Genomic DNA, 23,312 nt, shown 5'->3' with positions numbered 1-23,312 from the left:
AGGCCGAAAAGCGCGCACACCGCTCGCCCCCTTCATCCTTGCGATCCCTTCGCGCCCTTCGCGTCTTGGCGGTTCATTCTCTCTAAATGATGCGACGATAACGCACCCGCTGGCGGCTGAAGGCAAGCCGCCGAGCCTCAATTACTGGTGGCTGGCGGCTGAGGGCTGGTGGCTGAGGGCTGACCGCCCGATGCCGCGGTACAGCCGCTCCAGCGGCTCGGGAACAGGCTCTCGACCACCCCGGAGCGGTGCACCACGGCCATCCCCAGCACGTGCCCGCGATAGCTCGCGACCACCTGGCCATAGGCGCCGGCGGCGAGCTGCTCGGGGTGTGGCGCGAAGGTCTCGCGGCGCAGGTAACGATCGCGCTGCTCGGCGTCGAGTTCGATGCGGTGCGCGCTCGCCTCGCGCCCGAGCAGCAGCGCCCCGGCGGTGGTCGGCTTGGGCGGGCGTACATTGGTGCGATGGAAGAACAGGCCGCTGGCCTCGGGACGCGGCGCCCGCGGCGGGCAGTGATCGGCGGCGCTCAGGTGCAGACCGCGCTTGGTCTGGCGGTGCACCCGATAGCGTGCCCAGATGTCCTCGGGCAGGCCGTAGCGCGACGCCACCCCCTCCAGCCAGGGGGCGATCTCGGCCGGATCGCCGGGCGGCGTCACCGGCACATGGCCCTGACGGTTCGCCGCGACCTCGGCGGGCTTCTCCAGCACCGCGATGAAGAAACCGCCGCTGTCGTTGTGGTGCGGCCAGATACGCATGCAGCCGGCGAGCCGCGGATCGAGCGCGCGCCCCTGCCACTCGGTGAGCCCCGGCGCGCAGCGGATACCGGGCAGCGCCGCCGGCAACAGCCGCAGCCCCTCGCCCGCGGCGGCGAGTACCGCGTCGAGCACCAGCTCGTTCTCCTCCGGGGCGAAGGTACAGGTCGAGTACACCAGTCGCCCGCCGGGGCGCAGCAGCCGCACCGCCTTCTCCAGCAGCAAGCGCTGCTTGGGCGCGAGCCGCGCGGCGTTCTCCGGCCCCAGCCTGCCGAGCAGCGAGGGGGTACGCCTGAGCGTGCCCTCGCTCGAACAGGGCGCGTCGAGCAGGATGCGGTCGAACTGACCACCGCGCAGCGGCCAGTTCGAGGCATCCTTGCAGGTGGTGCTGACGTTGATCACCCCGAGCCGGTCGAGATTGCCCTGCAGCGCCTTGATGCGATCGCTGGAGATGTCGTTGGCGACCAGGGTGCCACGGTTGCCGAGGGCGAAGGCGATCTGCGCGGTCTTGCCACCGGGGGCGGCGCACATGTCGAGCACCCGCTGTCCCGGGGCGAGATCGAGCAGCAGCGCCGGCAGCTGCGAGACCAGCTCCTGGGCGTGCGCGAGCCCCGCGCAATACCACCAGTGCTGACCGGTGCGCGCCTCGGGGGCGAGACGCAGCGCGCCGGGCAGCGCCGCCAGCGGCTCGGCCGCGACCCCCTCCTCGGCGAGCAGCGCCGCCAGCCCGGCCACCGAGATCCGTGTCGGGTTGGCCCAGATGCAGGGCGCCAGTGGACGCCCGAGGGCGGCGACGAAGGCGCCCCAGTCATCGATCAGGTCACGGTAACGGGTCAGCGCGGAGGCGGCGATCTGCGCCGGGGTACACGACGCGGCAGCGCTGCCGCGGGGGGATCGGTCGGTCATGGATCGGGTACTCGGTGACAGGAAACCCGCGCACGCCCGGCACGGACGGGGCCGCGCGGCGACACGGGACGGAGCGAAGGCGACCGATGATAGAGAAGCGCCCGCGACAAGGCCAGCCGTCAGGGGATTGAACCGCGCGGCCGCGAAGGCCGCCAAGGGTTTGGGCGCGGCGCCGCGCGCCCGCCCTACGCCCCCTTGGCCCTGCGCGGCTCGCCGCGCTGGCGCTGACGGTCGAGGCGGCACACGAAGAACTCGATCAGTCGACGATAGAGCGCATCGCCCAGCACCGCGTCCTCGACGCCGGCGTCGATGCTGGGGTTGTCATTGACCTCGATCACCACCGGACCGCGCGACGTCTCCTTGATGTCCACGCCATAGAGCCCGTCGCCGATCGGCTCGGCCGCGCGCAGCGCCACCCGTAGCACCGCCTGGGGCACCGCCTCCAGCGCCAGGGTCTCGAACCCGCCCTCCTCACACCCGCCGTCGACCCCGTGCTTGACGATCTGCCAGTGATCCCGGCTCATGAAGTACTTGCAGGCATAGAGCGGCTCGCGCCCGAGCACGCCGATGCGCCAGTCGAAGGGGGTGTAGAGATACTCCTGAGCGAGGATCAGGTCCGAGGCGCGCAACAGCCGCGCACCGATGCGCCGCAGCGCGGCGCGATCCTCGGCCTTGAACACCCCGCGCGAGAACGACCCCTCGGGGATCTTCAGCACCACCGGATAGCCGATCTCGCGCTCGGCCTCGAGCAGCGTCTCGCGCCGCAACACCAGGGTGCGCGGACGCGGGACGCGGTGCGCGGCGAGCAGCTCGGCGAGATAGACCTTGTTGGTGCAGCGCAGGATCGAGCGTGGGTCGTCGATCACCACCAGTCCCTCGCGCTCGGCCTTCTTGGCGAAGCGGAAGGTGTGATGGGCGATGCGGGTGGTCTCGCGGATGAACAGCGCATCGTACTCGGCCAACCGGCTGTAGTCGCGCCGCCCGATCAGCTCGACGTTGACCCCCAGCGCCCGACCGGCGCGGACCAGCCGCGCCAGCGCGCCGGGGTCCGAAGGGGCGAGTTCCTCCTCCGGGTCGCGCAGCACCGCCAGGTCGTAGCGATAGGGGTGCGGGGCGCGCGGGCGGCGCCAACGGCGCGACAGGTGCGCGCCCAGCGCCGCGAGCAGCGCGGCACGGGCGGGCTCGTCGGGAAGCGACGAGGTCGGCAGGGCCTCGATCGCGCTGATCCGCCACTCGCCCTGACGGCGGAAGGTCACACGCAGGATCGGGCAGGGGAAGGTCTCGAAGATGCGCCGCCCCAGCGCGCGCAGCGCCTCGGCCTCGCAGTGGCCGAAGTAGAGCGTGAGCACATGGGTCTCGGCGCCGATCGGCGCCGCGCTGCGCCGGGCGCCGAGCAGGCGCTGTACGCGGATGTCCAGCTCCTCGGTGGCCAGGGCATAGAGCGCCCGGCTGGAGAGCTCCTGGATGGTCGCCACGCTCGGCAGGACGCGATGGCCGCGCGCCTCGGCGAGCAGCGAACAGTAGTAGCCGAGCGAGCGATAGCGGTAGCTGTCGCAGAGATTGATCACCCGCAGCCCGCGCCGCGCGGCATGCTCGCCACCGGCGAGATAGTCGCGCACGTCGACCACGGCCACCCCCGGCATTCGCCCCGCCCAGGCCGCGGGACGCTCCACCACCAGCAGGTGCTCAGCCATGATGCGCCTCCGCCACCAGCACCACCGCCTGCAGCCCGACCCGCCCGTAGCGGGCCATGCGGGTGAACTCGGCGCGCTGGATCGGCATGTCCATCGAGTCGAGCCGGGTCTCGCCGCGCTCGGCGTCGACATAGGGGTCGTGGACATAGACGAAGCGCGCGTCGAACCCGGTGACCACCACCCAGTGGGGGAACTTCTCCTGATAGATGCGATAGGAGCTGATCAGCACCAGCGGCACCGCGCCGCCCTCCCAGTGACGCTCGACCGCCTCCAGGGGCAGACGCTCGTAGTGCACCGCCAGGCCCACCCGCCCGGCCTCGGCGAGCATGTCCTCGTGCACCAGGCGCATCACCGCCTTCTTCTCGGGGCTGCGCACCGAGTCGATCAGCGGCACCCCGGGGTCGTTGACGTGGACGCTGACGGCGAAGCCGCGCCGATCGGCGGCCAGCGCCAGCCCCAGCGGGCCACAGCCGCCGTGTCCCGAGGTCATGAAGATGGTGGTCGATTCGCGCCACAGCCGCAGCTCCAGGGCGCGGTCGAGGACCAGCGCCGGGCGCAGCGCCCGCATCGCCATCATCAGCGAGGCCGGGCCACAGGTGAAGTCGAGGGTCTGCTCGTAGAAGGGCACCCGATCGAAGGCCGGCTTCAACCCCGGGGCCAGCGGCTTCTCGTAGCGCAGCGCCGCCATGCGGTCTTCGTAGTAATCGGCGCGCGTCGCGAAGCGGCGATAGCCGGCGCCCTCGAACAACGCCTGCGAGGCGCGGTTGTCACGCCGGATCTCGAGGCGCAGATAGGCGCGATCCTGCGCCCAGGCGGCACGCTCGGCCGCCTCGACCAGCGTCCGGCCGACGCCCTCGCCACGGGTGTCGGGGTCGACGGCGATCGAGTAGAGCCGCGCCACCGAGGTGGCGCGACTGAACAGCAGCAGCACATAGCCGACCACCCGATCGGCACGCGTCACCACCAGGGTGTGCGCCCGGGCACGGGTGAGCAGATAGCGCCATTGCCGGCGACTGATGCGGTCGCTGGTGAAACACTGGGTCTCGAGGCGGAGCAGCTCGTCGAGATCGGCGAGCGCGGCGGCACGCACGCTGGCCTCGCCGGTGGACACCGGCGGCGTGAGGGAATGGGGTTCGGGGTCGGGCACGAGTCGGGGCACGCGCAAGGGAGGAAGTGCGCTGACTTTAGCGCGTGGCCGGGGAAACGCAAGGGGCGCGACCGACGAAAGCCGCCAGACCCAGCGGAAGAACCCGGAGCAGGCCCCCGAAGAGGCGTGATATACTCAGCAACGTTTTTTCTCCTTAGGCCCGCGCCCATCGCAGCAATGCCCGGGGTGAACCTAAGGGCACTTTTTAAGATAGGTCCTCACTCAATCTTGAAGCACGCAGGCACTCCCCGATGGCGCGATGACGCCGGGATGCATGCCGCATGCTCATCCTCTAGCGCGATGTGGAGGCTGACCGACACGACGCCGAACATGGACGTGTCCGGTCGACTTAGTGTCCACGGCCACCACCGCGTGACTTCGCTCCCGGAACCACCCTGATGTCTACAGATGCCGACAGCGGCAGATCATCCCTCGTGAGGCAGTTCCGTCATGGTCTGCGCCGCGAACAGATTCACGATGCCCTCGCGGATGTCCGCAACGGCTGGAAGCACTACGAGTTATGGGGAACGCTCGGACTGCACGACGTCCGTCAGCGCTATCGCCGCTCCAAGCTCGGGCCGTTCTGGATCACCATCTCGATGGGCATCATGGTGCTCGCCCTGGGCCTGCTCTACGGCCAGATCTTCGGTCAGGACCTGCACGACTACCTGCCCTTCCTCGCCGCCGGCTTCGTCATCTGGGGACTGATCTCGGCGATCATCCTCGACGGCAGCGAGGCCTTCATCGCCGCCGAGGGGATGATCAAGCAGCTCAACGCGCCGCTGTCGATCTATGTCTACCGCAAGCTGTGGTCGGCGCTGATCGCCTTCGCCCACAACATCTGGGTCTTCGTCGGGGTGGCGCTGTGGTTCGGCGTGAGCTGGGATTGGAGCCTGCTGTGGGTGTTCCCGGCACTGGCGCTGCTGCTGCTCAACGGGCTGTGGATCGGGCTGTTCTTCGGGCTGCTCAGCGCCCGCTTCCGCGACGTGCCGTTGATCATCGCCAGCATGGTGCAGGTGCTGTTCTTCATCACCCCGGTGATCTGGAAGCCGGAGATGCTGCCCGGGCGCGCCCTGCTGCTGCACCTCAACCCCTTCTACCACTTGGTCGAGGTGATCCGCGCCCCGCTGCTCGGCCAGCCACCGGCGCTCACCAACTGGCTGGCGGTGCTGCTGCTCGCCGCGGTCGGCTGGGCCGTCACCCTGCTGTTCTATTCCGCCTACCGCTGGCGCATCGCCTACTGGGTCTGAGGAAGTCGTCATGGCCTCGATCGAACTGACCGACGTCTCGGTCTCCTTCCCCGTCTACAGCGCCTCCACCCGCTCGCTGAAGAACCGGCTGATGCAGAGCGCCACCGGCGGACAGATCCGCGCCGACGCCGGCGGCAATCGCATCTCGGTGGTCGAGGCGTTACAGGACATCAACCTGTCGCTGCGCGACGGCGAGCGCGTCGGTCTGGTCGGCCACAACGGCGCCGGCAAGACCACCCTGCTGCGCGTGCTCGGTGGCATCTACGAGCCCAACTGCGGCCGGGTGGCGCTGCAGGGCAGCACGGTCCCGCTGTTCGACATCAGCCTGGGGATGGACCAGGAGAGCACCGGCTACGAGAACATCATGCTGCGCGGGCTCTTCCTCGGGCTCACCCGCAAGCAGATCCGCGCGCAGATGGACGAGATCGCCGAGTTCACCGAGCTCGGCGACTTCCTCAACCTGCCGATCCGCACCTATTCGGCGGGCATGCAGATGCGTCTGGCCTTCGCCATCTCGACCTCGGTCGCGCCCGACATCCTGCTGCTCGACGAGGGCATCGGAACCAGTGACGCGGCCTTCCTGCAGAAGGCCGGCGAGCGCCTGCAACGCTTCACCGAGCAGGTCTCGATCATCGTGCTCTCGTCGCACGACGACGAACTGCTCAGCAGCATGTGCGAGAAATCGGTGCTGATGGAGCACGGGCGCATCATCGCCGCCGGCCCGACGGAAGACATCCTGTCCGAGTATCGCGCCCAGTACGGTCTGTCTCGTGTCACGAGCGGTCGCTCAATCATCACACCCTGAACTGCCCGATCAGGCTCTGCAGCTCGACGGCCAGCTTGGAGAGTTCCTGGCTCGCCCCGGCGGTGTGACGCGCGCCCTGGACGGTGCGCTGCATGACCTCGCTGATCTGACTGATGTTGCGGCTGATGTCCTCGGTCACCGCGCTCTGCTGTTCCGACGAGGTCGCGATCTGGCCGTTCATGCTGTTGATCCGACCGACCGCCTCGGCGATCGACTGCAGTGATTCGCCGGCACCGCTGGCGGTGGTGACCCCCTGGTGCGCCTGCCGTTGACCGCTCTCGACCGCCTCGACCGCCTGCCGCGCGGCCAACTGCAGACGCTCGATCATGGTCTGGATCTCCTGGGTCGACTGCTGGCTGCGGCTGGCCAGGGTCCGCACCTCGGCGGCGACGACCGCAAAGCCGCGTCCCTGCTCACCGGCGCGCGCGGCCTCGATGGCGGCGTTCAACGCCAGCAGGTTGGTCTGCTCGGCGATGCCGCGAATCACGTCCAGCACCGAGCCGATCTGCTCGGTATCGCTGCCGAGACGCCGGATCACCTCGGCGGCCTCCTCGACCTCGCGCGCCAGGCGCCCCATGGCATCGACGGTCTGATTGACCACCGCCTGGCCATCGCGTGAGGCGCGATCGGCGTGCGCGGCGGCCTGCGCCGCCTCGCTGGTATTGCTCACCACCACCTGCACCGTGGTCGCCATCTGATTGGCCGCGGTGGCCACCTGATCGGTCATCGCCTCCTGCTGGGTGAGCGCGTCGGTGACCTCGGCGGTGACGGTCGAGACCTGCTCTGCGGCGGTAGCGACCTGCGCGGTGGCGCCGGCGATCCGCCCGATCAGCCCCTGGAGCTTGTCGACGAAGCGGTTGAAGGCCGCCGCCAGACGGCCGAGTTCATCGCGCCTGTCAGCGCTCAGGCGCACCGTCAGGTCGCCCTCGCCCTGGGCGATGTCTTCCAGCCGCGCGATGATCTGATACAGCGGCCTGGTGATCATGCCGGGAAACAGCACCGCCAGCAGCGTGCACAGCACCAACCCCAGCAGCAGCCCGCTCAGGCTCGACAGGGTCGAGCCCAGGGCCACCTGATCGATCCGTTCGCTGGCGTGGTCGGCGGCGACGAGCGAGCGCTCGGTCAGGGTGTCGAGCACCTCGCGCATCTCCTCGAAGCGCGTGGCGGCCGTGCCGTAACTCAAAGCCTCGGCGCCCTCCCGCCCCTCGCCCTGGCGCAACCGGATGACCCGCCGGCTCGACTCCAGCCACTGAGCGTAGAGTTGATCGAAGCCTCGCAACAGGGTCTCGATCTCCTCGGGCCGCTCGATCCCGGTCAGCCGGATCGCCGTGGCGAAGCGTCCCACCCGGGTCCTGGCCTGATCGGCGTTCTCCTCGTGCGAGGCCAGGGCCGCCGCGAACTCGGGCGTACCCGGGGCGGCGAAGAGCGCAGTCCGCTCGGCCAGCAGCGCCTGATAGAGATCGCGATCGGCCTCGATCAGGGCATCGATCCCGGGCAGGAAACCACGCGAGACGGACTGCGACTCCCGCTTGAGGGCGGCGATACCGTTGAGGGCGAGGAGCGCGTTCACCACCATGATCGCGGCGATGAGCAGGATCGGCAGGGCGAGCTTCCAGCGGAAGCTCAGGTCACGAAACCATTGCACGGAGACGCCTCCATCCTGTCCGAGTTGAAAGGGGTGAACATTCTCAACGACCGACATCGATCGCATACCTTCGGGGGCTCGGCTGACGGAGCCTGGCGCCGTCAGCCGTTCCGCAATAACGCATTGCCCCACTGGTAACTGGTGTCGCTGATCGTGATTCAACCCTCGCTCGTCGGAATCCACGCCGTCGACACGATGCCGGCACGCCGACCCGGCGGGCAGATCTTGGTGTAGCCTCGTGTTTTTGAGCGACAGGACCCTTCACCATGACCGTGATCTGCGAACTCGCCGACCTGCAACGCCTCTATCATCGCCGCGTCCCCAGGATGTTCCAGGGTTACTGCGAGTCGGGCTCCTGGACCCAGCAGACGCTCGCACTCAACCGCGCCGACTTCCAGCGCATCCTCTTTCGCCAGCGCGTGGCGCGCGATCTCGAACCGCGTACCCTGGCCACCACCCTGGTCGGCCAGCCGGTGCGGATGCCCGTCGCCCTGGCCCCGGTGGGACTGCTCGGCATGCAGCACCCCGACGGCGAGGTCAAGGCCGCCCAGGCCGCCGAGGACTTCGGCGTGCCCTTCACCCTCTCGACCATGAGCATCTGCTCGATCGAGACGGTGGCGCGCCACACCACCAAGCCGTTCTGGTTCCAGCTCTACGTTCAGCGCGATCGCGATTTCACCCGCAAGCTGATCGAGCGCGCCCGCGCGGTCGGCTGCTCGGCGCTGGTGCTCACCCTCGACCTGCAGATGATCGGCAAGCGTCACGCCGATCACCGCAACGGCATGACCGCACCGCCGCGCCTGACCCTGCCCAATCTCATCGATATCGCCCGGCGTCCACGCTGGGCGCTCGGCATGCTCGCCACCCGCAACCGCGGCTTCGGCAACATCCAGGGTTGCGCCACCGGGGTCGAGGACATGCGCGACCTGATGCAATGGACCGCCGCCTCCTTCGACCCCAAGCTCGGCTGGGACGACATCAAGCGCTATCGCGAGTGGTGGGACGGGCCGCTGATCATCAAGGGGATCATGGAGGCCGAGGACGCGCGCGCCTGTGTCGCGCTCGGCGCCGATGCCGTCGTCGTCTCCAACCACGGCGGGCGTCAGCTCGACGGCGCGCGCTCCTCGATCAGCGTGCTGCCGGAGATCGTCGAGGCCGTCGGCGGGGACATCGAGGTCTGGCTCGACAGCGGCGTGCGCACCGGCCAGGACGTCATCCGCGCCCGCGCGCTCGGCGCGCGCGGGGTGATGATCGGGCGCCCGCTGGTCTACGGGCTCGGCGCCGATGGCCGCGCCGGGGTCAGCCGCATGCTCGAGATCCTCCACGAGGAGACCGAACTGACCATGGCCTTCATCGGTCATCGCGACATCGCCGAGATCACTGCCGCCGACATCGTCATGCGCGACTGAGTCGCGACGCAGATCATCGGGGCACGAGCGCGCCGAACACCGGGAGGTCGCGAAGCACGGCATTATCGACTAGCTTCAACGACACTCCTCGCCGCGACACGGAGGCGCCATGGTCGAGCCAGGAAGAACACTGAGATCGCGTGCAGCATGGCCCCTGGCGATCATGGCCGCGGCGGCCTTTTCATTCGGCACCTACTGGTACGCCCAGGTCCAGTCCGGGCGCTCCTTCTTCAACGCCATCTCCTTCCAGCAACAGAGCCAGCTCGCGCTCAAGGCCACGGTCTTCGATCGCGAGATCAGTCATCTCAAGCGGATGACCGAGTTCCTCGCCTCGGTCCCACCGGTGCCGGGGATCGCCCGGGTGCTGCTCCACGGTGGCGTCGATCCGGTCAACGGCGAGACCTTCTCGGTGTGGAAGAACCGACTCGACCAGATCTATCTCGGCTTCCTCAGGGCCGAGCCACGGGTGTTCCAGGCCCGCTTCATCGGCACCGCCAGCGACGGTCTCGAGCTGATCCGCGTCGAGCGCGACGCCAGCGGCACGCCCCGCATCCCCGCCGAGGACAGCTTTCAGCACAAGGGCGACCGCCCCTACTTCATCGAGGCCATCGCCGCCCCACCCGGCACCCTGGTGGTCTCGGAGATCGAACTCAACCGCGAACACGGCAGGCTCGAGGAGCCCCATCGACCGACGGTACGGGTCTCGACCCCGGTGGCCAACGCCCGCGGCGAGACCTTCGCCGTCGTCGTGGTCAACTACGAGTTCGGCGCCCTGCTCGACGAACTCGGTCGCAGCGACGACGCCACCCGCTACTTCCTGACCAATGGTCATGGTCACTATCTGCTCCATCCCGGCGCCGCGGCCTTCCAGCACGAATACGCCCCCGGCCCGGTCTCCGGCTGGCAGGGCGATTTCGCGTTCCTCACCCCCGCCGAGTACCCCGCCGGCTTCGAGGGCGCGCGGCTGATGCGCGCGCGAGACACCGACCGCATCTTCATCGTCGACTCGCGACGGATCTACAGCCTCGGCGACGGCAAGCCGCTGACCCTGCACGCGATCTACCCGCTCGACCAGGCACTGGGCGAGATCCGGCACAACGCCTGGTCCGACTTCCTGCTGGTCAATGCCACCGCCTATCTGCTGATCGCGGTCATCGCCTGGCTCTCCTCGCGCATGGCCGCGCTGCAGCGCGAGGCGCGCTTGCAGCTGGCGCTCAAGGAGTCGATGGAGCGGGCCCGCGACGCCGCCGAGCAGGCCAATGCCGCCAAGTCGCAGTTCCTCGCCAACATGAGTCACGAGATCCGCACCCCGCTGAACGCGGTGCTGGGGCTCGGTCATCTGCTCGGTATCGGGCCGCTCAGCGGCGAGCAGCGCGACTATGTCACCAAGATCCAGTCGGCCGGCAAGACGTTGCTCGGCATCGTCAACGATGTCCTCGACCTGTCGAAGATCGAGGCCGGCGAGCTGGTGCTCGAGCAGATCCCGTTCAGCGTCGGCAACCTCTGCCGGGAGTCGCTGCGTATCGTCTCCGAGCAGGCCAGGGAGAAGGGGCTGACCGTGGACCTCAACATCGCCACCACCGTCCCCGACATCCTCGTCGGCGACGCCACCCGGCTGCGCCAGATGCTGCTCAACCTGTTGACCAACGCGGTGAAGTTCACCGCCAGTGGTGGCATCACGCTGCGCGCGACCGCCAGCCGACACGAGCATCGCATCCTGCTCCGCCTGGAGGTCGAGGACAGCGGCATCGGCATCCCGGCGGCGGCCCAGGAGCGACTGTTCGCCCCCTTCGTCCAGGCCGATGAGTCCACCACTCGCCGCTTCGGCGGCAGCGGACTGGGGCTGGCGATCGTCCGTCAGACCGTCGAGCAGATGGATGGACGCGTGTCACTGGAGAGCACCGAGGGCGTGGGCAGCACCTTCCGCGTCGAGCTCCCGCTCGACCTGCCCGACACCGACCAATTGGCGGTCTTCGAGAGCGGGATACGCCGCCTGGAGGTGGTGGTCGCGGAGGACGACGCCGATCAGCGCGAGGCACTGATCGCCATGGCCACCTCGCTCGGCTGGCACGCCGAGGGGGTGGCCGACGGCGAGGCGCTGATCGACCATGTGCTCGGGCGCGACGCCTCGCAACAGCCGGTCGACTGTCTGGTGGTCGACTGGCGGATGCCCGGACTCGACGGCCTCACCGCCCTCGACCGGCTACGCACCCGCATCGGCACCGACCAACTCCCCGCCGCCATCCTGATCACCGCCCAGGACACCGAGGCGCTCGAGGCCGAGCCCAACGCCGACCTGCCCGACAGCATCATGGTCAAGCCGGTCGACAGCTCGACGCTCTTCAACCAGGTCAACTCCGCGGTGGTCAAGCGCGCCGACCTCCAGGACCGGGTGCTGGAGGGGACCTGTCTCGGCGCCAACCACATCCAATGGCTGCCGGGCACCCGGGTGCTGCTGGTCGACGACAGCGTGCTCAATCTCGATGTCGCGCGCCGTATCCTCGAGCGCCAGGGCGCCGAGGTGCGAACCTGCACCAATGGTCAGGAGGTGCTCGAACTGCTCGACCAGCCGGAGCAAGGCTTCGACGCGGTGCTGCTCGACGTGCAGATGCCGATCATGGACGGTATCGCCACGGTCCGGGCGATCCGCAACCAGTTGTGTCTGGAGCAACTGCCGGTCATCGCGCTGACCGCCGGGGCACTCTCCAGCGAGCGCCAGCGCGCGCTCGCCGCGGGGATGAACGACTATCTCACCAAGCCCTTCGAGCCCGACCAGATGGTGCGCACCCTGCGCCGTCACATCGAACTGGCGCGCGGCACCGCGCTGCCGGTCACCCAGTACGCCGGTGAGACCGCACCGGCGACGCACTGGCCGGCCATCCCGGGGCTGCGAATGCGCGAGGTCGAGACCAGACTCGATGGCGACTGGGCGCTGTTCCGGTCGACCTGTCGCAGCCTGCTCAGGGAGTTTGCCGATCTCCGCGCAGCCCCCCCACCGGCCAGCGACGCGCCGACCAGACAGGCGTTCGCCGACCGGCTGCACAAGCTCGCCGGCAACGCCGGACTGATCGGCGCCGAGGCGCTGCAACAACAGGCCCGGTCGGTCGAGCTCCAGCTCAGGCAAGCAGACCCAGCACCGCTCGTCGCTCCTCTCGACGAACTCGCCCGGACCCTTCGAGATCTCGAGACCCGCCTCCACCCTTATGTGGAAGAAGACGCGCGCGCGACGAGGCCGGGGACGAACGCCCCCGATCCGGTGGCTGCTGTCGATGAAGAGGCGCTGACACAACTGCGCGATGACCTTGCCGCCCACCGACTCACCGCGGTGGCCACCTTCGAGACGCTCGCCCCCGGGCTCGAGGCGACGCTCGCGAGCGCCGACTTCGCCGCCCTGGACGCGGCGATCCGGGCACTGCACTTCGACCAGGCGCTCGACATCATCGAGTCATCGCGCGCCTCGCCCGGCACCTGAACGCCCATGCCCCGCGCCGAGACCTGGCGGCACGAGGCAGGTGACGTCCCTGGACCAGGACACGACACGAGGCCGCAGCGTGAAGACCATCCTGATCGTCGACGACGCACCGGAGAACATCCTGGTGATCGGCAAGCGCCTGATGCAGGGCTTCGAGGTGCTCGCCGCGACCTCCGGCGAGGAGGCACTGCAGCTCGCCCACGCCCAGCGTCCGGCACTGATCCTGCTCGACGTGAAGATGCCGGGCATGGACGGCTACGAGGTCCTCGCGCGACTGAAACAGGATGCCGCCACCCAGGCCATCCCGGTGATCTTCGTCACCGCCGCCAACACTGCCGAGAGCGAGACCGATGCCCTGCGCAGCGGCGCGGCCGACTTCATCCACAAGCCGGTCAACCTCGACGTGCTCGAATCACGCATCGCCCTGCAGCTCGCGCTCAAGGAGCAGGAGCAGGCGCTGCTCGCACTCAACGAGTCACTCGAACGCAAGGTCGCCGAACGCACCGGCGAGCTGCAACGGGCCAAGGAGTCAGCCGAGGCGGCCAACAGCGCCAAGAGCAACTTCCTGCACAACATGTCGCACGAGATGCGCACCCCGGTGCACCAGATCGTCGGTCTGCTGCAGCTCATCCAGACCCAGCCCGACAATCCCAAGTGCAACGCCTGGATCGATCAGGTGGTCGACTCGGCACATCGCCTGACCGGCATGTTCGATGCGGTCCTGCGCGTCACCGAACTCGACTCGCGAATGCTCGCCACCCACCCCGAACCGCTCGACCCGGCGACACTGGTCGAGGAGGTCGTCGCACCGCTGCGAACGCGGATCGGCGCCAAGGGACTGAGCGTCGAGACCCGGGTGGCGGCACTGAACGAGCCCGTGAGCGGGGATGCCGAGTGGATCCGTCACGCCCTGCACTGCTATCTCGACAATGCCATCAAGTTCACCGAACACGGCAGCATCGAGATCGCCATGCAGATCGAGGAGCGCAGTGACGAGGCCCTGAGGGTCTGCTTCACCGTCACCGACACCGGGGTCGGCTTCGGCCCCGAGGTGAGAGCACGTCTGTTCAACCTGTTCGAGCAGGCCGACAACTCGATGAGCCGGCGCCACGAAGGCTCGGGGCTCGGCCTGGTGACCGTCAAGAAGATCGCCGAGCGACTCGGCGGCGGCGCCGGCTGCAGCAGCGAGCCGGGTCGAGGCAGCACCTTCTGGTTCGCCGTGCGGCTCGGACGCGGACAGCCTGTGCCCGGCCCGGCCGGTCACGGGCTCCAAGGCGGTTAGCGCGCCTCGAAGGTGAACATCCCGGCCTGTGCGCTCGGCGCGGCGCCGCGGCGATAATCGACAGCGACCTCGACCGCCTCGAACCCGGCCTCGCGCAGCGCCAGCTCGAACTCCAGTATCCCCCAGAAGCGCAGCGCGAACAGGTCGATCTCGGTGGCGACCAGTGCGCCGTCGCGCCACAGCTCGTAGCGGAGCTGGGAGCAGGTCGTCTGGCGCACGGGATCGGTCTCCACCCGTTGCTCGGTCAGGGTGAGCAGGTCCGCGCCATCGCGCCAGTGGCGCGCCGCGCCGGGCGGCGCGGTCAGCGCCGAGAGTGGTTCGAGATCGAGGATCAGCCGCCCACCCGGACGCAGCGCGGCACGGAAGCGGCGCAGCACGGCACGCGCCCGACCGGGATCGGTGATCAGCTGGAAGGAGCCGGCGGGGACGATGATCGCCGCGAACGCGAGGGCTGAGGAGAAGTCCTCGAAGCCCTGCCGTTCGAGCGGTGCCGACAGACCGCGCGTCGCGCACGCCTCGCGACAGTGCGCGAGCATCTCCGCCGAGGTGTCGACGCCACGGACGTCGAGCCCGCGCTCCAGCAGCGGGATCAGCACCCGACCATTGCCGACGGCCGGCTCGAGGACTGGCCCCGGGCACTCGGCCAGGCGCTCGGCATAGTATTCGATGTCACCGAAGGAACGCCCGATGGGCTTGTCGAGGTGATAGACCCGGGCGGCCAATGGCCCGTAACGGTTGGTGTCGACCATGAGGCAGTCGTCGCTCCTGCGCGCGGCGGCACGCATGGCCGCCGGGGATGAACGAACAACGGGACGCCCGCGGCGCGGGCGTCCCGTGTTCCACAGCGTCTCAGCGCCGCCGGTTCAGGCCCGACGCGAGGCGCTCGCGAACAGCCAGATCCCGGAGAGATAGCACAGCGCCACCAGGGCCACGCCGACGCCCTCCTGCAGCCAGTGGCCGGGGCCGAGCAACAGCACCAGGGTGCCGCAGACGAGCACCGTGGCGCCGCCGATGGCGCGGATGGCATTGCCGCTGGTGCGCGCCTGGCGGGCGCGCTCGGCGTTGATCTCGTGGCTCGACTCGGCCAGACGCAAGCGGCGGTCGTAGCTGCTGAGGATGCGATAGGCCATCAGCGGCAGCTCGGGGGTCTGGTCGGCGATCGAGAGCACGTTGCGCTTGGTGCGCTCGGCCAGCCCGCTGACCCCGACGCGCTCCTTCATCCAGCGCTCCATGTAGGGCTTGGCGGTGGTCCAGAGGTCGAGTTCGGGATAGAGCTGACGCCCCAGCCCCTCGATGTTGAGCAGGGTCTTCTCCAGCAACACCAGCTGCGGCTGGATCTCCATGTTGAAGCGCCGCGCGGTCTGGAACAGCCGTACCAGGAAGTGACCGAAGGAGATCTCGGCCAGCGGCTTCTCGAAGATCGGCTCGCTGACGGTGCGGATCGCCGACTCGAACTCGTCGACCCGGGTCCCCGGCGGCACCCAGCCCGACTCGACGTGCAGCTCGGCCACCCGACGATAGTCGCGCTCGAAGAAGGCGAGCAGGTTCTCGGCGAGATAGCGCTGGTCCTCGGTGGTGAGCGAGCCGACGATGCCGAAGTCGATGGAGATGTAGCGCCCCGAGGGCTCGACGAAGATGTTGCCCGGGTGCATGTCGGCGTGGAAGAAGTTGTCGCGGAACACCTGGGTGAAGAAGATCTCCACCCCGCGCTCGCCGAGCTGCTTCATGCTCACGCCCTGCGCCTTGATCTCCTCGACGTTGCTCACCGGGATGCCGTAGATGCGCTCCATCACCATCACGTTGGAGCGGGTCCAGTCCCAGAACACCTCGGGGATGTAGAGCATCTCGCTGCCCTGCCAGTTGCGGCGCAACTGTGAGGCGTTGGCCGCCTCGCGCTGCAGGTCGAGCTCGTCGTAGATGGTCTTCTCGTACTCGCGCACCACCTCGACCGGACGCAGCCGTCGGCCATCGGCCCAGTAGCGCTCGGCGAGCTGGGCGACGGTATACATCAAGCCGAGATCCTGGCGGATCACCCGGTCGATGCCCGGACGCAGCACCTTGACCACCACCTCGCGACCGTCCTTGAGACGCCCGGTGTGGACCTGGGCGATCGAGGCCGAGGCCAGCGGCTCGGGGTCGAACTCATCGAGTACGTCCTCGATCGGACAGCCCCAGGCGCGCTCGATCAGCACCCGCGCCTGATCGCCGCCGAAGGGCGGCACCCGGTCCTGGAGCTTGGCCAGCTCGACGGCCAGGTCGTCGGGCAGCAGGTCGCGACGGGTGGAGAGGATCTGGCCGAACTTGACGAAGATCGGCCCCAGGTCCTCGAGGGTCTGGCGCACCCGTGCCGGATAGGGCGGCAGCTCGCCGCGCAACCAGTACCAGGGGGTGAGATAGATCAACCAGCGCAGCGGGCGGAGCAGATGGGTGGCGAGGATGACCTCGTCGAGTCCGTTGCGAAGCAGCACCCAGTTGATGCGAAAGAGGCGTAACGCCTGACGGGGTCCGATCATTGCTGGGTGCCGAGGTCCGCTGCCTGGGTGATGAGTCGCTCGATGCGGGCGGCGAGCCGCTCGACATCGTCGCGGAGGATGTCGACCTGCTCGAGGAAGGCCTCGACCTCATAGCGGGTCGGCAGCAGGCGCCGCTCCTCCTGCAGGTACTCCCTGAGGTTGGCGTTCATCGTCTCGGAGGCGCGCTCGCGCCAGTCGGCGGCGGCGCGCGCACGGTTGCCGAGCTGGTGGGCGAAGGGGTCGCCGAGGACGCGCGCGAGCTGCTCCTCCCAGTCGACGTCGAGGTGCGCCAGCGCCTGGCTGAAGGACTGCGCCAGCGCGGTGTCGCCCTCGATCTCGACCTCGCCGGAGATCAGCTGGGCGGCCTTGCGCTCGGCCATGCCCATGCGCGCCAGCCCCAGCGGGGTGCCGTGGATCAGACAATCGGGCTCGGCATCGTAGAGCCCGAACAGCTGCAGCCCGCGCTGCCCCGGCAGCACCGTCACCCGGGTGCCGAAGCCCTTGACCTCGATGGCGATGATCCGCCCCTCGAGCGCCGCGAACCCGGCCTGACCCTCGGGGTCGAGGGCGATGTAGCGGTTGAGCGCCTGCTCGATCACCGCGAGCAGGGCGTCGGGAATCTGGATGCCTTCGCTCACAACTTGTATCCCCGGTGGATCGCGACGATGCCACCGCTGTGGTTGAAGTATTCGCAACGCTCGAGCCCGGCCGTCTCCATCATGCCGCGCAGCGTCTCCTGGTCCGGGTGCATGCGGATCGACTCGGCGAGATAGCGATAGCTGCCCGGGTCGTTGGTCACCAGCTTGCCCAGGGTGGGCAGCACCGAGAACGAATAGAGATCGTAGGCACGGCCCAGCGGCTTGGTCAGCGGGTGGGAGAACTCGAGCACCAGCGCCCGACCGCCGGGCCGCAGCACGCGCTGCATCTCGCCGAGCGCCTTCTGCTTGTCGGTGACGTTGCGCAGCCCGAAACCGATGGTGACGCAGTCGAAGTAGTCGTCGGGGAAGGGGATCTGTTCGGCGTTGATCAGCGAGTACTGGATGTTGCCGACGCGCCCGCGATCGAGCATCCGCTTGCGCCCCTCGCCGAGCATCGCGGCGTTGATGTCGGACATCACCACCTGACCGTCGGGGCCGACGATGGCGGCGAAGCGATCGGCCAGGTCGCCGGTGCCCGAGGCGAGGTCGAGCACGCGCTGACCGCGACGCACGCCGGCCAGCTCGATGGTGTGGCGCTTCCACAGCCGATGGATGCCGAGCGACATCAGGTCGTTCATCAGGTCGTAGCGGGTGGCGACCGAGTCGAAGACCTCACGCACGCGCGCGGCCTTCTCTTCGATCGGCACCTGCTGATAGCCGAAATGGGTGGTCTTCTGGTCGGACATAGTGTGTCCCTGCTGTCGAATCGGCGGCTAGTTTACACCAAAGGCCGGCGCCGATCGGGGCCCCCGGGCCGCTGCCGGAGGGCGCTCCGGGCGGCCCGGGGACCGCCGGCGCGTGGCCGTCATATCAGTCAGTTCGAACGATCCTTGTGGACATGTCCGGACTGGGCGAGTTCGTCGAGATAGGTCTGCCAACGCTCGGCCTGCTCGGCACCGAGCTGGTAGAGATAGTCCCAGGAGTAGATCCCGGTGTTGTGCTCGTCGTCGAAGTGCAGACAGACGGCATAGTTGCCGACCGGCTCGATGCGGTCGATGCCGACCTCCTCCTTGCCGACGACGAGGATGCGCTCCTCGGGGCTGTGCCCCTGCACCTCGGCCGAGGGCGAGTAGACGCGCAGATACTCGCAGGGCAGCGCGAAGCGCGCGCCGTCGTCGAAGCTCACCTCGAGCACGCGCGACTGACGATGGAGATTGAGTTCGGTGGGTACGGGCATGGCTGGGCCTCCAGGGTCGGGCGCGCCGGGCGCCCGACGCGATCGATCACAGGATGTAGCGCGAGAGATCCTCGTCCTCGGCCAGCCCCGACAGGTTGTCGTCGACATAGGCGGCGTTGACGGTGACGGTGACGCGGTCGAGCTCGGAGGCGTTGAAGGAGATGTCCTCGAGCAGCCGTTCGAGCACCGTGTGCAGGCGCCGCGCGCCGATGTTCTCGGTGCGCTCGTTGACCTGCCAGGCGATCTCGGCGATACGGCGGATACCGTCCTCGGTGAACTCCAGGTTCACCCCCTCGGTGGCGAGCAGGGCGCGATACTGGCCGGTGAGCGAGGCGTCGGGCTCGGTGAGGATGCGCACGAAGTCGTCGCTGTCGAGCGCCTTGAGCTCGACGCGGATCGGCAGCCGACCCTGCAGCTCGGGGATCAGGTCGGAGGGCTTGGCGAGATGGAAGGCCCCCGAGGCGATGAAGAGGATGTGATCGGTGCGCACCGCGCCGTACTTGGTCGACACCGTGCTGCCCTCGACCAGGGGCAGCAGATCGCGCTGCACGCCCTCGCGCGAGACGTCGGCGCTGCTCGCGCCCTCGCCCCGGCGGGTGACCTTGTCGAGCTCGTCGATGAAGACGATGCCGTGCTGCTCGGCATTGTCGATGGCGCGCAGCTTGAGATCCTCGTCGTTGACCCGCTTGGCCGCTTCTTCCTCCTCGAGCAGCTTGCGCGCCTCACCGATACGCAGCTTGCGCCGCTGCTGGTGCCCCTGACCGAGGTTCTGGAACAGCCCCTGGAGCTGGTTGGTCATCTCCTCCATCCCCGGCGGGGCCATGATGTCGACCCCGTGCGGGGTGGCGGAGACCTGGATGTCGATCTCGCGCCCGTCGAGTTCGCCGGCCTGGAGCTTGGCGCGCAGCTTCTCGCGGGTGGCCGAGCTCGGCGCGCTGGCGCGACTGTCCTGCTCGAAGCCCGAGGGCGGCGGCAGCAGCGCATCGAGGATGCGCTCCTCGGCCGCGGCGGCGGCCTGGTCGGCGAGCTTGGCCATCTCCTGCTCGCGCGCCATCTTCATGCTGATATCGACCAGATCGCGCACGATCGACTCGACATCACGCCCGACGTAGCCGACCTCGGTGAACTTGGTGGCCTCCACCTTGAGGAAGGGCGCATTGGCCAGACGCGCCAGCCGACGCGCGATCTCGGTCTTGCCGACGCCGGTGGGGCCGATCATCAGGATGTTCTTGGGGGTGATCTCCGAGCGCAGCGGCTCCTCGATGCAGGAGCGACGCCAGCGATTGCGCAGCGCGATGGCCACGGCGCGCTTGGCCTCGTGCTGACCGACGATGTGCTTGTCGAGCTCGGCGACGATGCGTTGTGGGGTGATTTCCGACATTGAGCCTGTCCATCGGGTGGGCCGCCTCCGCGAGACGGCACGGCGGGTGAGCGCGAAGGGGACGGGGGCCGCGGAGACCTCCCGCGCCCGGTCGAGCGGCCATTCTCCGCTCCCCGGGCAGGTTGCGCCAGGGCGCCGGGACACTCACGCCTGGGCGTCGAGTTCCTCGAGCACCAGATTGTGATTGGTATAGATGCAAATATCGGCGGCGATACTCAAGGCCCGTTCGACGATCTCGCGGGCATCGAGCTCGGTGTTCTCGAGCAGCGCGCGCGCCGCGGCCTGGGCGAAGGCCCCGCCCGAACCGATCGCCATCAGGTCGTGCTCCGGCTCCATCACGTCGCCGGTCCCCGAGATCATCAGCGAGGTCTCGGCGTCGGCGATACAGAGCAACGCCTCGAGACGGCGCAGCATGCGGTCGGTGCGCCAGTCCTTGGCCATCTCCACCGCGGCGCGGGTGAGGTGGCCCTGGTGCTTCTCCAGCTTGGCCTCGAAGCGCTCGAACAGGGTGAAGGCGTCGGCGGTGGCGCCGGCGAAACCGGCCAGCACCCGGCCATGATAGAGCCGCCGCACCTTGCGCGCGTTGCCCTTCATCACCGTGTTGCCCAGTGAGACCTGCCCGTCACCGCCGACCACGACCTTGCCGCCGCGCCGCACGGAGAGGATCGTTGTACCGCGAAAGCTCGTCATAGCCATCCTTCCGCTCGTTTAAAGCCCTCATTCTACGTCACCAGCCGAGCGCTGCCGATCCGCGCGCGCGGCACACACAGCGGGTCCGAAAACCAGCCTGAAACCGCCCCGGCCACCAGCCCATCATGGTTGCACGTACACGCAACAGTCTGTTAGGGTTAGAAAATGTCTGTCGGCCGGAAACCCCCGGCACGCTACCAACCATCACCCCGACGCCCGCCGGAGACGGTGCCACAAGCACCCCGGTCGGTCGGGGTACGCGCGACACCATGCCGCGATCAAAAGCCGTGAGTGGCCCTCGGGCGCTCACACATCAATCTATCCGTCAAGGACCATCGGGGCCATGCCCGCAGAACAATCCATCAAGATCGCCGTGCGCGGTCTCACCAAGATCTTCGGCGACGAGCCGGAGAAGGCCCTGGAGCTGCTCGCCCAGGGCGCCGACAAAAAAACCATTCTCGAGAAGACCGGGCAAACGGTCGGCGTCGCCGATGCCAGCTTCGATGTCTACGAGGGCGAGATCCTGGTCGTCATGGGGCTCTCGGGCAGCGGCAAGTCAAGCCTGATCCGCTGTCTCAACCGGCTCAACGAACCGACTCGGGGCGAGATCCTGATCGACGGCGAGGACATCGTCGGACTCGATCACCACCAGCTGCTCGAGACCCGCCGGCGCAAGTTCGGCATGGTCTTCCAGCACTTCGCCCTGTTCCCCCACCGCACCATCCGCGAGAACGTCGAATACGGTCTCGAGATCCAGGGCGTGGCGCCCGAGGTGCGCGCCGAGAAGGCGATCACCGCGCTGCGCCAGGTCGGACTCGAGGGCTGGGAGGACGCCCGCCCCGATCAGCTCTCCGGCGGCATGCAGCAGCGCGTCGGACTGGCCCGCGCACTCGCGGTCGACCCTGATGTGCTGTTGATGGACGAGGCCTTCTCCGCGCTCGATCCGCTGATCCGTCGCGACATGCAGCAGGAGCTGCTGGCGCTGCAGAACCGGCTGCAGAAGACCATCGTCTTCATCACCCACGACCTCGACGAGGCGCTCTATCTCGGCAACCGCATCGTGCTGATGAAGGACGCGCGCATCGAGCAGGTCGGCACCGGCGAGGAGATCCTCTCCGACCCGGCCACCGCTTATGTCGAGCGCTTCGTCGCCGAGGTCGACAAGACCAAGGTGCTGACCGCCAGCGCGGTGATGCACCGGGTGCGCAACGTCGCCTTCCTCACCGACGGGCCGCGCACCGTACTGCGCAAGATGGACGAGCAGAACCTCAGCGCGCTGTTCGTGGTCAGCGGTGACTTCAAGCTCCAGGGCATGGTGCGCGACGAGGCCGCGTTGGCGGCGGTGCAGCGCGGCGAACGCAGCATCCAGGAGATCCTCGAGCCGTGCGCCGACCCGGTCTCGCCGGACACCCCGGTGCGCGACCTCTTCGCGCCGCTCGCGCAGAGCCCGATGCCGGCCCCGGTGGTCGACGACGAGGGCAAACTCAAGGGTCAGGTGGTCCGCGCCTCGCTGCTCCAGGGCCTGGCCGAGCACAGCAGCAGCGAAGACAGCACCGAGGAGGCCGCATGATCGAGATCCCACGCCTTCCCCTCTCGGACTGGATCGACGACGGTCTCGACGCCCTCACCGATCAGTTCGCCACCGCCACCAAGGTCGTCTCCGATGTCATGGAGACCGGCATCGAGGGCGCCGTCGACGGCCTGATGTGGCTGCCGCCATGGCTCACCATCCTGTTGTTCGCGGCATTGAGCTGGCGCCTCGCCGGGGTCAAGACCGCCATCGGCACCCTCGCCGGCTTCCTGCTCCTGTGGAACCTGGGGTTGTGGGAGCCGACCCTGCAGACCCTGGTGCTGGTCATCATCGCCACCCTGATCGCGGTGCTGATCGGCGCCCCGCTCGGCATCCTCGCCGCGCTCTCGCAGACAGGCTACCGGATCATCTTCCCGATCCTCGATCTCATGCAGACGATGCCCGCCTTCGTCTATCTGATCCCGGCCATCCCCTTCTTCGGCCTGGGTCCGGTGGCGGCGGTGTTCTCCACCGTGATCTTCGCCATGCCACCGGCGATCCGTCTCACTACCCTCGGTATCCGTCAGGTGCCCTCCGACTTGGTCGAGGCGGCCGACGCCTTCGGCTCGACGCGCTGGCAGAAGCTGCGCAAGGTCCAGCTGCCGCTGGCGATCCCGACCATCATGGCCGGCATCAACCAGACCATCATGCTCGCCCTCTCGATGGTGGTGATCGCCGCCATGATCGGCGCCCAGGGCCTCGGCGGCGAGGTCTGGCGCGCGATCCAGCGCAACGAGGCGGGCATGGGCTTCGAGGCCGGGCTCGCGGTGGTGATCCTGGCGATGGTGCTCGACCGCATCACCCAGGGCATCACCCGCGACAACCGCCAGACCTCGGGCTGATTGCGGCGCATGCCGACCGGTGCCCCAGGGACGGGGCGCCACGACACATCGATGATGTGCCATCCACCAAAACCAGAGG

At 68.5% G+C, this 23,312-nt stretch carries 18 protein-coding genes; 7 read left to right on the top strand and 11 right to left on the bottom strand.

The features are described 5' to 3' along the window. Window positions 1-137 precede the first annotated feature (137 nt). The 3 genes from EDC29_RS02280 to EDC29_RS02270 form a co-directional block, all read right to left on the bottom strand. Entirely contained in the window at window positions 138-1,658 is a 1,521-nt protein-coding gene (locus EDC29_RS02280; protein WP_132228369.1) for an RsmB/NOP family class I SAM-dependent RNA methyltransferase, read from the bottom strand. A gap of 185 nt (window positions 1,659-1,843) precedes the next feature. Continuing rightward, window positions 1,844-3,352, bottom strand: coding sequence for a RimK family protein (locus EDC29_RS02275; protein ID WP_132228367.1), 1,509 nt, complete (start codon window positions 3,350-3,352; stop codon window positions 1,844-1,846). Next, window positions 3,345-4,499 (bottom strand): GNAT family N-acetyltransferase/peptidase C39 family protein, encoded by a 1,155-nt coding sequence (locus EDC29_RS02270; RefSeq protein WP_243695629.1) that lies wholly within the window; start codon window positions 4,497-4,499, stop codon window positions 3,345-3,347. Before EDC29_RS02270 ends, EDC29_RS02275 begins: the two co-directional genes overlap by 8 nt. A gap of 434 nt (window positions 4,500-4,933) precedes the next feature. On the opposite strand from EDC29_RS02270, the gene EDC29_RS02265 reads away from it, so the two are divergent. Both EDC29_RS02265 and EDC29_RS02260 read left to right on the top strand, forming a co-directional pair. Then, window positions 4,934-5,749: an ABC transporter permease gene (locus tag EDC29_RS02265; protein WP_223806166.1), complete on the top strand. Its 816-nt coding sequence runs from the start codon at window positions 4,934-4,936 to the stop codon at window positions 5,747-5,749. A 10-nt stretch (window positions 5,750-5,759) separates the two neighbouring features. Further along, window positions 5,760-6,554: an ABC transporter ATP-binding protein gene (locus EDC29_RS02260; RefSeq protein ID WP_062271624.1), complete on the top strand. Its 795-nt coding sequence runs from the start codon at window positions 5,760-5,762 to the stop codon at window positions 6,552-6,554. Here the strand turns inward: EDC29_RS02260 and EDC29_RS02255 are convergent. Beyond that, window positions 6,544-8,199 carry a methyl-accepting chemotaxis protein gene (locus EDC29_RS02255; protein WP_165913410.1) on the bottom strand — a complete coding sequence of 552 codons (1,656 nt, stop codon included), beginning with the start codon at window positions 8,197-8,199 and terminating at the stop codon, window positions 6,544-6,546. The genes EDC29_RS02260 and EDC29_RS02255 overlap by 11 nt on opposite strands. Before the next feature lie 266 nt (window positions 8,200-8,465). Here EDC29_RS02255 and EDC29_RS02250 point away from each other — a divergent pair, with 266 nt between their 5' ends. From EDC29_RS02250 to EDC29_RS02240, 3 genes are all read left to right on the top strand, one after another. Further along, complete coding sequence (locus EDC29_RS02250) at window positions 8,466-9,608, top strand: alpha-hydroxy acid oxidase (RefSeq protein WP_132228365.1); 1,143 nt, start codon at window positions 8,466-8,468, stop codon at window positions 9,606-9,608. A 109-nt stretch (window positions 9,609-9,717) separates the two neighbouring features. Further along, window positions 9,718-13,080, top strand: a complete 3,363-nt coding sequence (locus EDC29_RS02245; RefSeq protein ID WP_132228363.1) for a hybrid sensor histidine kinase/response regulator — start codon at window positions 9,718-9,720, stop codon at window positions 13,078-13,080. A gap of 79 nt (window positions 13,081-13,159) precedes the next feature. Beyond that, window positions 13,160-14,362 (top strand): hybrid sensor histidine kinase/response regulator, encoded by a 1,203-nt coding sequence (locus EDC29_RS02240; protein WP_123143326.1) that lies wholly within the window; start codon window positions 13,160-13,162, stop codon window positions 14,360-14,362. On the opposite strand, the gene EDC29_RS02235 is transcribed toward EDC29_RS02240, so the two are convergent. From EDC29_RS02235 to hslV, 7 genes are all read right to left on the bottom strand, one after another. Next, window positions 14,359-15,111, bottom strand: a complete 753-nt coding sequence (locus EDC29_RS02235) for a class I SAM-dependent methyltransferase (protein WP_123139322.1) — start codon at window positions 15,109-15,111, stop codon at window positions 14,359-14,361. The genes EDC29_RS02240 and EDC29_RS02235 overlap by 4 nt on opposite strands. 114 nt (window positions 15,112-15,225) lie before the next feature. After that, complete coding sequence (gene ubiB / locus EDC29_RS02230; RefSeq protein WP_123138953.1) at window positions 15,226-16,875, bottom strand: ubiquinone biosynthesis regulatory protein kinase UbiB; 1,650 nt, start codon at window positions 16,873-16,875, stop codon at window positions 15,226-15,228. After that, window positions 16,872-17,513, bottom strand: coding sequence for a ubiquinone biosynthesis accessory factor UbiJ (locus EDC29_RS02225; protein ID WP_132228361.1), 642 nt, complete (start codon window positions 17,511-17,513; stop codon window positions 16,872-16,874). Before EDC29_RS02225 ends, ubiB begins: the two co-directional genes overlap by 4 nt. Then, window positions 17,510-18,259 (bottom strand): bifunctional demethylmenaquinone methyltransferase/2-methoxy-6-polyprenyl-1,4-benzoquinol methylase UbiE, encoded by a 750-nt coding sequence (gene ubiE / locus EDC29_RS02220; protein WP_123138955.1) that lies wholly within the window; start codon window positions 18,257-18,259, stop codon window positions 17,510-17,512. The genes EDC29_RS02225 and ubiE overlap by 4 nt, the downstream gene beginning before the upstream one ends. A gap of 128 nt (window positions 18,260-18,387) precedes the next feature. After that, window positions 18,388-18,750 (bottom strand): gamma-butyrobetaine hydroxylase family protein, encoded by a 363-nt coding sequence (locus tag EDC29_RS02215; RefSeq protein WP_123143400.1) that lies wholly within the window; start codon window positions 18,748-18,750, stop codon window positions 18,388-18,390. A 46-nt stretch (window positions 18,751-18,796) separates the two neighbouring features. Next, entirely contained in the window at window positions 18,797-20,131 is a 1,335-nt protein-coding gene (gene hslU, locus EDC29_RS02210; RefSeq protein ID WP_123143399.1) for an ATP-dependent protease ATPase subunit HslU, read from the bottom strand. Between the two features lie 144 nt (window positions 20,132-20,275). After that, window positions 20,276-20,821: an ATP-dependent protease subunit HslV gene (hslV, locus tag EDC29_RS02205; protein ID WP_062271602.1), complete on the bottom strand. Its 546-nt coding sequence runs from the start codon at window positions 20,819-20,821 to the stop codon at window positions 20,276-20,278. Window positions 20,822-21,164: 343 nt separating this feature from the next. On the opposite strand from hslV, the gene EDC29_RS02200 reads away from it, so the two are divergent. Together EDC29_RS02200 and EDC29_RS02195 are read left to right on the top strand one after the other, a co-directional pair. After that, the gene (locus EDC29_RS02200; RefSeq protein ID WP_132228359.1) at window positions 21,165-22,391 is read left to right on the top strand and encodes a quaternary amine ABC transporter ATP-binding protein; all 1,227 of its coding nucleotides are present in this window, start codon (window positions 21,165-21,167) and stop codon (window positions 22,389-22,391) included. Further along, complete coding sequence (locus tag EDC29_RS02195; RefSeq protein WP_123138959.1) at window positions 22,388-23,233, top strand: ABC transporter permease; 846 nt, start codon at window positions 22,388-22,390, stop codon at window positions 23,231-23,233. The genes EDC29_RS02200 and EDC29_RS02195 overlap by 4 nt, the downstream gene beginning before the upstream one ends. Window positions 23,234-23,312 lie beyond the last annotated feature (79 nt).

It is taken from the genome of Marichromatium gracile, from assembly GCF_004343155.1.
Classification (GTDB): domain Bacteria; phylum Pseudomonadota; class Gammaproteobacteria; order Chromatiales; family Chromatiaceae; genus Marichromatium; species Marichromatium gracile.
Note: the sequence above shows the minus strand (reverse complement) of the source record. Positions and strands in the feature narration are given on the sequence as shown.